The organism is Haloferax elongans ATCC BAA-1513 (assembly GCF_000336755.1).
Lineage (GTDB): Archaea > Halobacteriota > Halobacteria > Halobacteriales > Haloferacaceae > Haloferax > Haloferax elongans.
In genome coordinates this window covers 41,712-56,796 of sequence record NZ_AOLK01000021.1, presented here as the reverse complement: position 1 = coordinate 56,796, position 15,085 = coordinate 41,712, and the positions used below count along the sequence as shown (strand labels likewise).

Sequence of the window (15,085 nt, the reverse complement as noted above, 5' to 3'; positions counted from 1 at the left end):
GATTGTCGCTTAGAACTGGTCGGCAGCGGCGGCGAGGACGGCTTCGAGCGCCTCGTCGCGCGCGCCGGTCAGGAACTCGATGCGGCCTTCGCGGATGCCCGCGGCGGCGAGGCCTGCTGCGGGGGCCTTCTCGGCGGCCGCCTCGACGACGGCGCGGAGGTTGAGATGACCCGTGCTGCGAACGTAGAGTTCGTCGGTGCCGAGAACGACCGTCACGAACTTGTCACCCTCGCGGTTGCGGCGGTGGAGTTCGTCGGCGAGGAGGCTCGTCGGCGGGAAGTCGAATCGGTGGCTGTAGGCGTCGGCGTCGAGGACCGCGGCGGAGATGTCCTCCACGTCGCGGAATTCGATGTTCGCCTGCGCCGTCTCGACTTCGTCTTCGAGCTTGATGCGGAACTGCTCGGAGACGTGTCCGGCGAGGCCCTCGTCGGCGTCGAACAGCAGGTCGGCGATGAGTTCGCGCTTGTCCTGGTACGACTGGTAGTACGCTTCGAGGGCGACCGCTTCGCGGAGTTCGCGGACGCGGTCGGCGTCGAAGCCGTGGTCGGCGGCGAGGTCGAGGTACTGCTCGGGGCAGTGCTCCCAGTAGCTCACTGCGGGGAGATGCGACACGTCGTCGCGGACGTCTTCGTTGACGGCGACGGCGAGCGTCGAGGCGAGTGCGCCGACCGAGAGGTCGTTCGCGTCGGAGCCTTCGCGGGCAGGGTTGACGAGCACGTCAACTTCGCCTGCGACTTCCTCGTCTGCGGGTGCGGCGTCGACGACGACGCGCTCGGCACCGTAGACACCGAGAAGACCGAGTCCGTCGAGGGACTCACTCGTCGAACCCGCGCCGAGAAGGAGCACGAGCGGGAGCTTCTCGTCGTGACGGTCGCGGTCTTCGAGCATGCGCGAGACGTCGTTCGTCGCGGCGTCCATGCCGTAGACGGCCTCTTCGAGCGGACGGCGAGTGAAGTAGTGGTACTCGGCGTCGTCGCGTGGGTGCTCCGAGCGAATGAGGGGGAGCACGGCGCGCTCGACGGCGGCACCGGCGACGTAGCCGTCTGCGGTGGCCGTATGGCGAACGACGATGGGGCGCGATTCGAGGACAGCGCGGCGAATCGCTTCGGCAGCGTCGAGCAGCGACTTGCCGACGGCGGCGACCGGTTCGTGGGACGCGAGCGGTGCGACGGCGTCCGGGCGCGCCTCGTCGGAGAGGGCGTCAGCCAGACGCTGCTGTACCGTCTCGGCCTCGTTTGCGTCGAAGACGTGCAGGTCTTCGGTCTCGATTTGGAGTTCGCCGCGGCGGCGTTCGACCTCACCGTCGATGCGGACGAAGTCGCCAACGTCGACTTCGGGGTAGGCGCGGACGCCCGCTTCGACGAAGGCGGCGCAGTCGGCGACAGCCGTCTCGTCACGGAGTTCGAAGACGGTCGGGCCGCCGGTCTGGCGGACACTGACGATTTCGCCTTCGACGCGAACGTCTTCGCCGACGTGGTCGTCGATGTCTTCGAGGACAGTGCGCTCGCGTTCCACTTCGGCTGCTTCGGCTTCTTCGGGTTCGGCCTCGGCGGCTTCCGTGGCTGCTTCCTGCTCGGCCGTCTCGGTTGCTGCGACGGTGCCGACCACGTCAGCAGCGGTGGGCGTACTGTCTTCGTCGACCGGTTCGTCGGTGGTCGAATCGTCGGTGGCCGCTTCGACGTCGGCAGTTTCGGAGGTCTCGGCCTCGGCGGCTTCAGAAGCGTCGGCTTCGGACGCCTCAGATTCGGTTGCCGTCTTGCTTTCGGAGGTTGCGCCAGCGGGTCGCGTCCGGTTGCCCGACTGCGGGCGCTTCTTGATGGGCTTCGGGCCGCTGTCGTCGCGCTCGCTTTCGACGGGCTGGCCGTCGGCGTCGCCGTCGGGGTCGTGGATGCGAGCGCCGCGGAACTCAGACTCGGTCTCGCGAATCGACCACGCGAGGTCGACGTTACCGTTGTCGCGGACGTTCTTCACCTGAACGAACACGTCGTCGCCGGGCTCCCAATCGAGCGTTTCGAGGCGGCGGTCGAGTTCGCTACGGTGCAGTAAACCAGTGACATTGGCTGCGAGGTCGACGAAGACACCGAAGTCGGCGTAGCCGTCGACGGTGCCTTTGTAAAATCGACCGGGGACGAGCTGGTGGGGGCTATTGCCCCGGAACTCGAACCAGACGTCCTCCTCGTGCGTAATCCAATCCATTGCGTTGAGCAAACAACCCCTTACTAAAACGATTGTCGAAAAACGCTCGGGAGATACATACGCGCGTATCCGGGTCGTTCGAAGAGCGAATCGAGACGTTCAGAGGACCAAAACGCCGTCGAGAAGGGCTGAAAGTGCCCGAAACCCGCCGAACGCGTATCCAAACACCACGCCGGACGGGACAGCAGTTGCGAGAAGTGCCTTCGAAAGCGACGTTTGGTGTACCACACTGATACCAATCGCGAGAAGCCCCGCACCGTAGAGTGCACATACTGTCTGCACGGCCGGAACTGGGATTCCCGCCAGCGCGCAGGGTGCGGCAGCGTAGGCGATGACCTGTACCGTCTCGCTCACACCCGCCCGGCGAGAGAGAAGTGGAATGAGAAGCGCCGTCTGAATGGCCGCGGTGAGGTGGAGAAGCAGCGGTGCGACGAAGAGCGCGACGACGAGGAGTGCGACGATAGCCGAGACGGCGGCCCCACCCTCGATGGCCGGAATCGTCGACGGGGAGAGCACGAACTGCAGTCCCTGATAGACGAGCGCGACGGCAATCGCAAAGACCAGTCCCGGGGCTTGGTCGCCGGGTGCGACACCGTCTTGGAAGAACTTCCGGGGACGGGCGAGCACGGCGACCCACGCGTTGAGGAGGCCGACGACACCACGTTCACGTCCCTCTGCAGGGACTTCGACCCAAGTAGTCACACTAGCCTCTAGTTCCGCCGGAGCGTATGACAGTTCCGGCACCGTGCCTCGTAGGACTCCTCGGCACCGACGAGGATAGTCGGGTCGTCGACGTGGGCGGGTTCGCCGTCGATAAGTCGCTGGTTGCGCGTCGCGGGCTCACCGCAAACGGTGCAAATCGCCTGTAGTTTGTCGACGTACTCCGCGAGCGCCATCAACTGTGGGAGTGGTTCGAACGGTTCGCCCCGGAACGTCTGGTCTGTACCCGAAATGAGGACGCGCTTTCCGTCCGCAGCCAACTGCTCGCAGACAGCCACCAACTCGGTCGAAAAGAAGTTTGCCTCGTCGATAGCGACGACGTCTTCGCCGTTCAGTTGCTCGTGAATCTCCCAGATGCCGTCGCCCTCGGACGGGACGACGCTCGCATCCCACGACCGACCGACGTGTGACCCAACGGTCGTCTCCCCGTATCGGTCGTCAAGTTCGGGCTTGAACACGGCGACTTCCTGTCCGGCGATTTCCGCCCGGCGGAGTCGTCGGAGCAACTCCTCCGTCTTCCCCGAAAACATCGACCCCGAGATGACTTCGATCCACCCGCTTTGCGTGATGGCGTGCATACTACGACAGGGAGACGAGGAGGGTCAAAACGATTGTTCATCTGTGGCGACCGTCTCCGCAGTACGAACAGCTTAACTCACAGACAGTGTCTCGGTGACGTCGTTCGTCCGGCGCTGAAGTTTGCAGACACCTACTCGAACGTTACCTGAGGATTTGTGAAATTCTTCCAGTTCATAACAATCCGGTGACACGGTCACGGAACACACGGTCGCGGTTGCCGAGATGAGCGCCGCGATGGAGTACAACAATGACAGACGACAACATCACCCTCTCTCGGCGGACCCTCCTCGGTGGGATGGCGGGCATCGGGCTCGCGGCAGGTGCGCTCGGGACAGGAACGTACGCGTTGCTGAGTGACACAGAATCCAGTGCCGACAACACGATTACGGCCGGCACGCTGAACCTGAAGGTCGACGGCCAAAACAGTGTCTCGGAGACTATCAACATCAGTTCGGCTGGCTCCGGGTCCTCTGGAAGCGGAACGGCCACGCTGAGCAATACCGGGTCGACACACGGGAAACTCGGCTTTGGCATCGAGAACGTCGAGAACTTCGAAGGTGCGAATCCCGAGTCGGAGTCGGGAGATACGAGCAACCCCGGAGAACTCGACCAGTACGTCTGGGTCGAAGTCGGTGTGATACAAAACGGCGTGAAGGTTCCGGGGGTCGGCCCGGCACCACTGTCGGTGCTCGACGACCTCTCGCGGATGACTGGCAGCATCCTCCGTGCCGGTTCCACCGCAACCATGTACATCGACTGGATGGTGCCCGACCTCGGCAACGACGCCCAAGGCGACAGAGCCGAGTTCGACGTCATCGTCGATATCGAAGAGCGGCCAGTCTGGAGTGCAGACACCGTCGTCACGAGCGGTGATTCGATTCAGGCGGCCATCGACGCCGCGTCTTCGGGCGACGTCATCGAGGTGCGGAACGGGACGTACACTGGCGACCTCGTCATCGACAAGCCGCTCACACTCCTCTCGAAGAACGGCGCTGAGTACACGAAAATCGTCGGCGACGGGAGCACCGAACCGGGTGGGGCCCCGAACGTCGTTGTCAACGTCACGAGTTCTGACGTGACGGTCGAAGGGTTCACCATCGACGGACTGTCCTCGACGCAGGGTGCACTGGACATTGCGGCGACGCTGTCCGACATCTCCATCATCTGTAACCGCCTCATCGGGAACGGTGGCAACAACCTCGGGACGCTCCAACCCGGCGACTACAGCGATATCGAGGTTTCGAGGAACGTCTTCGACGGCGCACCGAGCCTCATGGCCTACATCAACGGTGCCGCATCCGGCGGAACACAGAGTCAGAACATCACGTTCGTCGACAACTACTTCGGCGGCGAAATCGACAGCACGAGCAAGCTTACGATGGGCTTCGAGGCCGACGGCGGCGAAATCGCTCGGAACATGTTCCTGACGGACATCTCCGGCGCGCCGTACGCCCAGCTCGAACTCTTCGGGTCGAGTACGACAATCGAAGACAACCTGTTCGAGGTTCCCGCGGGCGGCGTGGGCATCCGCGACGGTAATTCGACCTACAACAACACGACGCTCCGCAACGACAACACCTTCTTCGGTGACGGCACCGACGTGCAGGGATAGTCCTCGTCTGCGCCCTGTCGCTTCTTTTTCGTCGTCGCTGCCGACGTTCTCAGTGTTAGTCGCCGCTGCCAGCGCTCAGTGTTAGTCGTCGCCGCCGACGTTTTCCGTGCTCTCGAACGTCGCTGGCTCGGGTTCGATGTTCGCGTAGTTGACCGCGTCACGACCCAGTCGCTCGACGCGCTCGACGAGGTTCTCGTCGAGGAGTTCGTCGCCGTCGAACGCCGACGAGACGCGCGGGACGGCGGCTTGGTGCGGGAGCACCCACGCGTTCAGCGCGCGGCAGACAGAACGCAGATGTTCGAGCGCCGTGACCGGGAACGACCCCCCGGCGACGGCGAGGACGCCGACGGTCTTCTCACTGAATTCGTCGAATCCGCAGTAGTCGAGGGCGTTCTTGAGGACGCCGGAGTACGACCCGTGGTAGACGGGCGTGCCGAGGATGACGGCGTCCGCCTCGTCGACGATGCGAATGAGTTCGGCCGAGTCGCCCTGCTCGTCGAGGTCGGCGTTCAGCGGCGGGAGGTCGAACTCGCGGAGATCCACGAGTTCGGTCGTCGCACCCGCGGATTCGGCACCGTCGAGGGCGTACTGGAGGGCGAAACGAGTGTAACTGTGGTCTCGGAGGCTGCCAGCGATGGCGACCACGTGTGTCTGCGTCATACTATGTGCCAGCAGTGGCGGGATAAAAACGGCGTCGGCATGTGGCGCATCACCGCACGGGCGCAACAGAGACGCCGCTGGCCGACGAATGGAGCCTATGAACGTCATTTTTCACGTGTCCAGCGGCGACGTCCACGACTGGAAACACGCGCTCTCGAACGCGCAGAACCTCCTCGCCGACGAGACAGTCGAGACAGAGACCGTCACGTTCGTCGCGAACGGCGACGCAGTTCACCTCCTCGTCGAGGGAACGCCCGTCCGCGATAGAGTCGAGGGACTGCTCGAAGACGGTGTTCGCTGTTGTGTCTGTCGGAACTCGCTTCAGAATCGAGATATCGACTCGGCGTCGGTTGTGGACGACGTGGTCGTCGTTCCATCGGGCGTCGGTGAACTCGCAACGCGACAAGCGGCGGGTGACGCGTATCTGAAGGTCCCGTAGGTCAGGTTACGACGAGGTCGCAGGTGAGACATCAGTGGACTGCAAGCGAGTTACAATTGGGTTATAACCGGGTTACAAGCAAGTTACAAGCGGGTTTCGTTTAGGTTACGCTTTGATTACGACTGGGTTGCACCCAGGGTACGGCGTTAGCAGTTGGCTTCTCAACTACTCGGTGCCGCCGGAAGTGTGAGCGTCACGACGGTTCCCGTCGGGTCGTTCTCTTCGATGGAGATACTCCCGCCCAATCTCACGAGCAACCAGTTGACCATCCAAAGACCCATTCCGTGGCCGTGCATCAACGGCTCCTCGAAGCCTTTCTCGAGGACCTCCTGTTCTACGGTGGGTATCCCCGGCCCAGTGTCTGCCACGGTGATTTCGACGCGGTCTGCCGTCTCTTTCGAAATCGTGATTCCAACGTCTTGGCACGGCTTTTGGGTGTGGTGTATTGCGTTTTCGAGGAGTTCGTTGAGTGCCAGTTTGAGTGACTCTGTGTCCCCACGAACGCTAACGTCACGTCCCTCGACCCGAACCGACGCAGTCGGGTACTGGGCTTCGAACGCCGAAGCAACCCGATTTACCAAGGGCCATACTGGCACGTCATTCATGGGCGGATTACGTTCGAGGATGCGACTCAACCGACGTGCTCGCTCTGCAATCTCGGCCAGCTGTTCCGCGTTTCGTTTAATCTTCGACGCGCGAGACTGTGCCTCGGCGACGGAGAACGGCACCTCCTCGACTGGGAGTTCGTCGTTCTGTTCGAGCGTGTCGAGGTCCTCGCGAAGTAAATCGGCGTTCCCCATCACGACCCCGAGTGAATTCCGAATGTTGTGTCTGAGGATGCGATTCAACACCATGAGGCGTTGGTCGCGAATCTTCCACTCGGTGACGTCGCGAATCACACCTCGGAGAATCTTGCTGTCTCCGCGTTGGGTTCGTTCCCCTCGGCAGTTGACCCAGCGCTCGCGTCCCTCGGCAGTAATCAACCGAATTTCGACGTTGTACGGTTCTCCATACTCTCGGCAGTCCTCGATTGCCTGTTCAAGAATCGGTCTGTCGTTCGGATGGTAAAACTCGAGCGCCTCGCTCAGTGACGGTTCGTATTCGGGGGGAACATCGTGTATCCGCCGCGCCCCGTCAGTCCAGAGTAGTTCGTTCGTTTCGAGGTCCAGTTCCCACCCACCGATATCGGAAATCGTCTCCGCTTCTTCGACGTGTTCGCCGAGACGGGTGAACGCTTGCTCTCGCTGCACTCGGTCGGTCACGTCCTTACTGACACCAACCACTCGTGTTGGCGTCCCAGAATCGTCGTATTCGACGACTCCCTTCGCCCGAACCCAACAAACTTCGTCCCTGACGAGGCGAAATTCGGTCAAGTAGGTTCCCGTCTCTCCGAGTGCCGTCTCTAACGCACCGATGACCTCAGACTGGTCTGCGGAATGGATGTGGCGAAGAAGCTCGGTGAAATCACTGATATCTCCGAACGTCGTCTGTGACGGAGGGTACAGGGAGATAGCGTCCGATTCGAGGTCCCACACCCAGATGACGGTGTCAGTAATCTGTAGCGCATATTCGACAATCGAGAGTTCGTCTTCCCACTGATTGTCGAGCGCTCCGTCACCGAATGGGTCCATATTAATAAGTTGTCAGTGACCGTATTCAATCTGGTTGTCAAAAATTAGTTGCAACCGCCGCTACTCAGAAACGGTGAGACTCCTTCCCGACTCCCCCGAACTCGAATCGTAACCGACCAGAAGGAAACTGAACAGCAATTACCGCTTCAGTGATGCGACGGCTCCACTGTCGCCGTCTTCGAAGTCCACGAGGCCGTCGTCCGAGAGGTCTTCGAGAAGTCCCCGAAGCCAGTCGCGTCCGTGGTCGCCGCCGTAGTCGACTCGGACACGCGGCCCGAGTTCGTCCAGCGTCAACTCGTCGTACTCGCCGAGAACGCGGACGACTCGCCCGCGGAACTGGCGTCTACTTCCTTCGAAACTCGGCTGAGTCGGCACGTCGGGCGCGGTGAAGTCGCCCGTCTCGTAGGCGTGACAGAAGCGTCGCCACGGGCAGCCCGATTCATCGCATGTCGGCGTCTTCCCGCAGGCGACGCCACCGAGTTCCATGATGGCGTTGTTCCAGACTCTCGATTTCCCATCGGGCATCAGTTCTGTGGCAGCCACCTCGAACACCGAGTCGTCGTCCGGGACTGCAAACGCGCGGTGAAGCACGCGTTTGACGTTGGTATCCACGACAGCATCCCCGTTGTTGAACGCGAACGAAGCGACTGCGTTGGCGGTGTACGGGCCGACACCCATGAGTTCGGAGAGTTCGTCGGGCGACTCTGGAAACGCGCCGTCGTAGTCGTCTCGGACCTGTTGGGCCGCCTCGTGAAGGTATTTCGCACGGTTGTTGTAGCCAAGGCTGTGACTCGTCCAGAACGCGACCACGTCGGCGCGGTCGGTCGCTGCGAGGTCCTGTACCGTCGGCCACTCGTCGAGGAATGCCTCCCACGCCTCGACCACGCGGCCGAGTTGCGTCTGCTGGCTCATCACCTCCGAGACGAGAATCTCGTAAGCGTCTTCGGTCCGCCGCCACGGGAAGTCGCGGTGGTCGTCTTCGTACCACTCGACCAGCGCCGTGCGGACCGCCTCTCGGTCGAGGTCCGATGGGAGTGCGGACTCCTCGTCGCTCATCGACCCGGCTTAGGACGGGGTGCGTTTAGCCGTGGCGATGATGGCTGCCTGACTGGGGGCTCCGGTGTTGTCTCTTATTCAACCGAGACGACCGGACAGTTGACCGTGGCTGCCCCGGAGGCGAGCTGTTCCGCGTCGGTGGCCGAATCGAGGTCGGAGACGCTACCGAACTCGGCGTTGTCGTAGATGTTCACGAACCACAGCGGGGAGTAACCTTGGTCGCCCGGGACCGTGGCCACGACGTTGTGAGTCTGGTCGCTTCCTTCCTCGGTCATGAAACCAGACGCGGGACCGCCGCCGTCCTCGCCGGGGTTCACGTTGAACGCGACGTAGATTGGTGAGAGTGGGACGCTTCCGTCGCTCACACTGAGCGGTGCCTCAGTGAACTGGAAGTAGGAGACGACTTCGCCTTTGTACCAGCCCTCGACGAGCCCTGCGTCGCCGTCGTCGTAGCGCATGGACGCCGTGGAACCGTCGGGAACGACTGGGCAATTGACGAGCATCTCGGTCGCTTCGGTCTCGTATCCGGCGTCACCGATATCTGCCAGACTAGTCACGGTGTTGGCAACGTACTCGTCGGGGACGGTCACTTTGTGGACCTGCCAGAAGTCGTTGTAGCCCTCGTCACCCGGAATCGCGTCGATGACGTTGAGTTGCCCGGAGACGGGCGTGTCTTCGCCCTCACGGAAGAGGACGTAGATTGGAGCAGGGGTGGTCGTTTGGACGTCGAAGTTGTAGTATCGAACGACCGAGCCGTCGGGGCCGAGTCCCTGCGTGATAAACGGTCCCTGGTCGAAGTCGATTGCTTCGTCGGGTCCGGGCAGGCCGTTCTCGTCGGTCCGGACCATCAGTGTCCCGGCGGCCTCACTGAACCGGTCTATCGTCGCTCGCGGTGCCGACATCGGGTCAGTTGCCATCCCATCGCCCGAGTCCATCTCGGTCGTCGGTTCCATCGTCGTCTCGTCGGCCATGGTATCGTCACCGTCGCCGCCACTGCCGCCATCGGTGGTCCCGGTACATCCTGCGAGAAGCGTGGCTCCGCCGACGCCTGCCGCGACGAGGAATCGCCGTCGTGTGCTGTGAGTCGTCATCGTCGAGTGAAAGGAGCCGTTGTCCGGGGATATTACTTTTTTAACATCTCACCACACTCTGGATTAAGTCACTACAAACTCTCTTTCGACTCTCTACCAAATTCGGTCCGCGAATGCGTGTCGGCACGCCGTCAGCTCGGTCGAAACTCGTATGGCCGTGACTACCCCATCCACGGGCGATGACGCTCGACGAACTCTCCGACGACGTGCAAGATGCCTACAGCGACCTCGGCAGCGACCTCGACGTGTCGCTGGACCGTGAGACGCGCCACGAACTCGCCATGCTCGTCGCGCTGTTCGACCCCGAAGACACCGACGAACTCGTTCGGCGAGCGATTCACGTCCTCTTTCAGTCGTCGCTCGACCGTGGCCAACTGGACTTCCACCTCCGGCAGGGCTACGACGTCACCTACGACGAGTACCTCTCGGGGATGACCTACGAGGAGATGACCGGGCAGTCACAGGCCCCACCGCGAGACGACGTTCGTCGCTACCAGATTTGACATCCTCCCCGCGCTGAAGCGCGAGGATTCCCGACCGCTGTTGGGATATTGTGGTTTACGACGTTGCCTGTTCTCGCGGTGCGAAGCATCCGCTCTCTGAATCGAACAGGTACGTCGAAGGCTGTGCCAACCAGCCGTTACTCCTATCTCCCCCATCACAGGCGAGACTCGGAGATACTTTCTGTCGAATGTTCTCAGCACCATTCACGTCAGCGTTCGCCACCATCCCGCACCCATCACAGACGTACAACCCGCGTTCAACACGGTTCGCGTCACGCTTCCGGCCACAACACGAACACGATTTGGATGTGTCTCTCTCAGACACCCGTTCCACCACGATGCCTTCCATCTCGGCTTTGTACTCAAGCATCGAGGTGAAGCGGTCGAACGCCCACGAGTGCAAGTCAAGGTTGCCGTGCTTGCCCCAATTCTCCGACTCGTCGTTCTCCTCGTCCTCGCGGATGCCGGAGAGGTTGCCCACCACAATCGTTCCAACACCCTCGCCCACACACCGTTCAACGATGTGCTTGGAGAGGGTGTGGAAGTAGTGAGTGCGGCGAGCCGACTTCTTCTGGTTCAACCGATTGGCTTGCTCTGAGTCCGAGTCGTCACACCGAGCAATTCGCTTGCTGAAGTAGTAGTCGTCCTGTTTCAAGCAGTTGAGCGGGTACAGTTCGCTGTGACCGTCTTCGTAGGCGAGCGCGGCAAAGTTGTTGATACCGAGGTCAACACCCACGGTCTTCTCACCGGGAGATTCAGCAACCTCGATTTCGACCTTACAGACGAAGTGCAGTTCCCACTCGTCACCAGTCCAAACCGCTCGAACCTGTTGGACGCTCTCTACGGTGGAGAGGTCAACGTCGGGGCGAGTCTGGTACTCGCAGAGGATGAAGTCCGACCAGTAGTCCTTGAGGTTGGAGCCTTTGCTGAGGCGGACTCTCTCGTACTTGGTGTCGAGTTTGAATCCGGCGGCTTTGAACGTGACCGTTGAACGGGGGTGTTCGTCGTTGTGTTTGCGGTACTTCGGTGGGTTTGCCCTCGTGTCTCCGTTGCGTCGTTTTGTGTACCAGCCGTTGAACGCTTCAGCGAGTTCTTGAAGGACTTGCTGACTTGACTGAGAATGCAGGTCATCGTAGCGTTCGTGCGACTTCAGGTACGAGGTGAGTTCGTTATGACCGGGAATGTGACCTATCTCAGACCATACGCGGTCACACGTCCACCGTCCGACGTTCCAGAGTTTCGAGGCTGAGAACCCGAGCGAATCAAGGTCGTCTGACACCTGTTGCTGGTTCCGTATGGAAGCAGTGTAGGTGCGGGTGACGGCCTGTTTCGCCATACGTAACCTATGTTAGAGTAGTTACTTGAACGTATGGATTACACAGTGTGGAATATCCAACCCTGCAATCGAACGTTGGTTGTGGAGAATTATGTCGGATTCATCCCCGCCCTAAAGGACGGGGCTTTCTCCTCGCACTTCCGTAATTGCACGAGGAGACAACGCAACCGACCAACGAGCACCGGGGACGAGGCGACCGTTTCGACGGCGACCGTCAGTGTGCTTCGAGTTCGACCGACACGCCATCCCGTCTGACGTAGCGTGTCGGGTCACCCGGAACGACATCGAAGGTTCGGAGACGAATCACCAGTCGCTCGTCGCCGACCGTCGCCCGCAACACGACGCCCTCTCCAGTCACGGCCACGTACGGCGGGGCCGCGACGGGCGGCGCTGGCATCGGTCGGCCTGCCGCAGTCACCGCGTCTGCGAGCGCACGCGGGAGTCTCGACAGCGCACCCGACCCATCGAGTGCCCGGGCGAACGGCGGCACGACGCTGTCACGGTCGGTCACCGAGTCGCCGTCCCACTCGGCGGCGACGGCGTCTGCGCACTGCCCGACGACGGTGATGAGTCGGTCGTGTTCGTCCTCCAGCACGCGCTCGGCGTCGTGGAGTGCGGCCGAGAGCGGAGTCGTCCCGTCTGTCACAGGTCGTGCTGAGGCGGCATCCAATAAAAACCTCCGTACCGAGGAGCGAAGCCGACGCTCGCGAGACGAATCGAGAAGCGAGAAGCAAGAAACGAGAGTGGTGGGAATGAGTTAGTCGTCTGCCGCTGGCGGCGCGTCGACAGGTTCCTCGGTCTCGTCAGTTATCGAGCGTTCTGTCTCACCGACGGACGCATCCAGTTCGGAGTCACCGACCGACGCGTCCAGTTCGGCGCCACCAACCGACGCATCCACGTCGAACTGTGCAAGCGCGTCGTCGAGGTCGGCCGCGCTCTCGACGAGGTCGGTTGCGACCCCGGCGACTTCTTGCAATCTGGCGGCCTGCTCTTCGACGGCCGCGGAGACGCTTTCGGCCTCGCTCGTCGTCTCCTCGCCGATGCTGGCGACTTCGTCTGCCATCCCGAGTACTTCCTGTGTAGTTTCGGCCTGCTGGTCCGTCGCGTTGTCGATTTCGGCGACACTGTGGTGTGTCTCTTCGACGCGGTCGACGACGCCGTCGAGCGACGAAATCGCCTCTTCGACCGCCTCGGACTCGTCGGTCACGCGTTCCCGCATCTGGTCGATACGCTCGACGACGACGGCCCGCTGGTCTTGGAGGTCAGAGACGAGTTCCGCAATCGTCGCGGCGTACTCTTGGCTCTCCTCGGCGAGTTGCTTGACCTCCTCGGAGACGACGGCGAAGCCTTCGCCCGCTTCGCCCGCCCGTGCCGCCTCGATAGAGGCGTTGAGTGCGAGGATGTTCGTCTGCTCGGCGAGACCGGAGATAACGTCGGAGATAGATTCGATTTCGGCGAGGCGCTCGTCGAGAGCTTCGACCTCTTCGACCGTCTTGGCCGTCTCGTCGCGGATGTCGTCCATCCCGTCGAGGGCGGCGGAGGCGGCGTCGATACCAGTCTCGGTTCGGTCTGCGGTCTCGGCCGAAAGCGCCGCGAGGTCGCCCGCGGAGGCCGCGACCTGCTCGACCGACGCCGAGAGTTCGTCCATCTCACCGGAGAGTGCGACGAGGTTGTCGGTCTGCTCTTCGGCCCCACTCGAAATCTGCTCGACCGAGCGCGCAACTTGGTCGGCGGCATCTCTGACTTCGGCGGTCGCCTGCGCCACGTCGTTGCTGCGGGCCGTGACTTCGGTACCGAACTCGGCGACCGAGTCCACGGTCGATTCGACCGCCTCCATCATCTCATTGTACGATTCGGCGACGACGCGCATGTCTTGGCTGGTCGAGTCGGTCGGCAGTCGAACCGAAAGGTCACCGTCGGCGGCGCGACTGATTCGCTCGCCGTAATCCTCGGCGTCAGCGCGCTGCTCGGCGAGGTCGGTCCGGAGTTGGTCGATGCCAGCGACGACAGCCCCGAGTTCGTCGGTTCGCCACGTCGGGAGGTCGACATCGAGGTCGCCATCGCGGAGCCGGTCGACGCGCCCGGAGAGCTGTTCGAGCGGTTTTGCGGTGTTCGCGTTGACGACCGCACCCAAGCCGGCGAGTGTGACGACCGAGACAAAGACGAGTGCGGCGACGAGAAGCCCGACGGTTCGGCCGAGCGAGTACGCGCTCGCTGTGGGGACGTGGACGAGGACGGCCATGTGGTCGCCGGCGGGGGCATAGGCGACGAGGTGGCGCTCGTCGATGACGCTGTTCGCTGCGACGGTCTTCACGCCGCGGTTGCCTTCGAAGGCGGCCGCGAGGATTTCAAATTCCGACGCCGGGTAGTCGTCGCCCGCGAGCGAGCCAGTTCCGGCTTCGACCGCGCCGTTCGTCGAGACGAGCGACGTGAAACTCCCTTCGGCGGGCGTCTCGAACGACTGCGTGAGGCCCGTGATGTCGGCTTCGACGACGATTGCGCGGTCTGCGAGGCCCGGCACGGCGCTCACGAACGAGACGAGTTTGGTTCCGGGGCGTTCGTACACCTCGGTCGTCGCGGTTGGGTCGTGGTCCCCGACGGTCAGCGACCCGGTGACGAAGTCCACGTCGTTCGGAATCGCGCTGCCGCCGCGGCGGACCTTCGACGAACTTGCGACGACCGTATTCGTCTCGGTGTTGACGAAGTGAATCGCGTGGACGTCGTCGGGGAGTTTCGAGCGCTCTTTGGTGAAGAACTGGGATATCTCGTCGTGGTCACCGTTCCAGAGAATTTCGTACTGCGAGAGCATCCGCGCCGACTGGGCGCGCTCGCGGAACCAACTTTGAGTCTGCTCGGCCTGCTGACCGGCCGTGGCCTTCAGTTCTGCCTGTCTGTTTTCTGTTAGTTCGTCCGAGACTGTGAGATATGTCACCCCGCCTGCGACGGCCACGACGAGGACCGTCACCGCGAAGCCGAGTGCGAGTTTCCGCAGAAAACTGTCCCGAACTGTCGACGGTAACAGTCGGTCCAGTTGACGTGAGCGTTGCATGAGATGATGCACCGGCGTCGGCGCGATAAGTGTCCTGCTGTGATTATTAAAAGCGAAAATGTGGGAACATATCGGTCGATAGACTGTCTCGAAACACACACGCTATTTTCTCACATATAATATCACTAAACAAACGAGGCGGAGTGCGTTTTCGGTGCCACGATGGGTCGGCAACGCGACCGACGTTCCCGGACGCTTTTTGCCGCCGCCCGC

At 62.0% G+C, this 15,085-nt stretch carries 13 protein-coding genes; 3 read left to right on the top strand and 10 right to left on the bottom strand.

Going from position 1 to position 15,085, the window contains the following annotated elements; genetic code table 11:
* Positions 1–9 precede the first annotated feature (9 nt).
* The 3 genes from C453_RS13090 to C453_RS13080 all read right to left on the bottom strand — a co-directional run bounded on the left by C453_RS13090 (position 10) and on the right by C453_RS13080 (position 3,494).
* Positions 10–2,196, bottom strand: coding sequence for a DHH family phosphoesterase (locus tag C453_RS13090; protein ID WP_008325095.1), 2,187 nt, complete (start codon positions 2,194–2,196; stop codon positions 10–12).
* Positions 2,197–2,295: 99 nt separating this feature from the next.
* Positions 2,296–2,823, bottom strand: coding sequence for a YIP1 family protein (locus C453_RS13085; RefSeq protein WP_193788069.1), 528 nt, complete (start codon positions 2,821–2,823; stop codon positions 2,296–2,298).
* Positions 2,824–2,906: 83 nt separating this feature from the next.
* Positions 2,907–3,494, bottom strand: coding sequence for a thymidine kinase (locus tag C453_RS13080; protein ID WP_008325093.1), 588 nt, complete (start codon positions 3,492–3,494; stop codon positions 2,907–2,909).
* Positions 3,495–3,742: 248 nt separating this feature from the next.
* On the opposite strand from C453_RS13080, the gene C453_RS13075 reads away from it, so the two are divergent.
* Positions 3,743–5,107, top strand: coding sequence for a SipW-dependent-type signal peptide-containing protein (locus tag C453_RS13075; protein ID WP_008325092.1), 1,365 nt, complete (start codon positions 3,743–3,745; stop codon positions 5,105–5,107).
* A gap of 81 nt (positions 5,108–5,188) precedes the next feature.
* Here C453_RS13075 and C453_RS13070 read toward each other — a convergent pair whose 3' ends face one another.
* On the bottom strand, positions 5,189–5,767 hold the full coding sequence (locus C453_RS13070; RefSeq protein WP_008325091.1) for an NADPH-dependent FMN reductase: 579 nt from the start codon (positions 5,765–5,767) through the stop codon (positions 5,189–5,191).
* A 97-nt stretch (positions 5,768–5,864) separates the two neighbouring features.
* Between C453_RS13070 and C453_RS13065 the strand changes: the two genes are divergently transcribed.
* Positions 5,865–6,206 carry a DsrE family protein gene (locus tag C453_RS13065; RefSeq protein WP_008325082.1) on the top strand — a complete coding sequence of 114 codons (342 nt, stop codon included), beginning with the start codon at positions 5,865–5,867 and terminating at the stop codon, positions 6,204–6,206.
* 161 nt (positions 6,207–6,367) lie between these two features.
* Here the strand turns inward: C453_RS13065 and C453_RS13060 are convergent, their stop codons facing one another.
* From C453_RS13060 to C453_RS13050, 3 genes are all read right to left on the bottom strand, one after another.
* Positions 6,368–7,837 carry a PAS domain-containing sensor histidine kinase gene (locus C453_RS13060; RefSeq protein WP_008325081.1) on the bottom strand — a complete coding sequence of 490 codons (1,470 nt, stop codon included), beginning with the start codon at positions 7,835–7,837 and terminating at the stop codon, positions 6,368–6,370.
* A 138-nt stretch (positions 7,838–7,975) separates the two neighbouring features.
* Positions 7,976–8,893, bottom strand: a complete 918-nt coding sequence (locus tag C453_RS13055) for an HhH-GPD family protein (RefSeq protein WP_008325080.1) — start codon at positions 8,891–8,893, stop codon at positions 7,976–7,978.
* Positions 8,894–8,967: 74 nt separating this feature from the next.
* A complete protein-coding gene (locus tag C453_RS13050) occupies positions 8,968–9,984 on the bottom strand; it encodes a hypothetical protein (protein ID WP_008325079.1) in 1,017 nt (338 codons plus the stop codon).
* Positions 9,985–10,163: 179 nt separating this feature from the next.
* On the opposite strand from C453_RS13050, the gene C453_RS13045 reads away from it, so the two are divergent.
* Complete coding sequence (locus C453_RS13045) at positions 10,164–10,487, top strand: hypothetical protein (protein WP_008325078.1); 324 nt, start codon at positions 10,164–10,166, stop codon at positions 10,485–10,487.
* A 55-nt stretch (positions 10,488–10,542) separates the two neighbouring features.
* Here the strand turns inward: C453_RS13045 and C453_RS13040 are convergent, their stop codons facing one another.
* The 3 genes from C453_RS13040 to C453_RS13030 form a co-directional block, all read right to left on the bottom strand.
* Entirely contained in the window at positions 10,543–11,823 is a 1,281-nt protein-coding gene (locus C453_RS13040; RefSeq protein WP_008325077.1) for an RNA-guided endonuclease InsQ/TnpB family protein, read from the bottom strand.
* Between the two features lie 214 nt (positions 11,824–12,037).
* Positions 12,038–12,469 (bottom strand): hypothetical protein, encoded by a 432-nt coding sequence (locus C453_RS13035; RefSeq protein WP_008325076.1) that lies wholly within the window; start codon positions 12,467–12,469, stop codon positions 12,038–12,040.
* Between the two features lie 111 nt (positions 12,470–12,580).
* Positions 12,581–14,872 carry a methyl-accepting chemotaxis protein gene (locus C453_RS13030; RefSeq protein WP_008325075.1) on the bottom strand — a complete coding sequence of 764 codons (2,292 nt, stop codon included), beginning with the start codon at positions 14,870–14,872 and terminating at the stop codon, positions 12,581–12,583.
* Positions 14,873–15,085 lie beyond the last annotated feature (213 nt).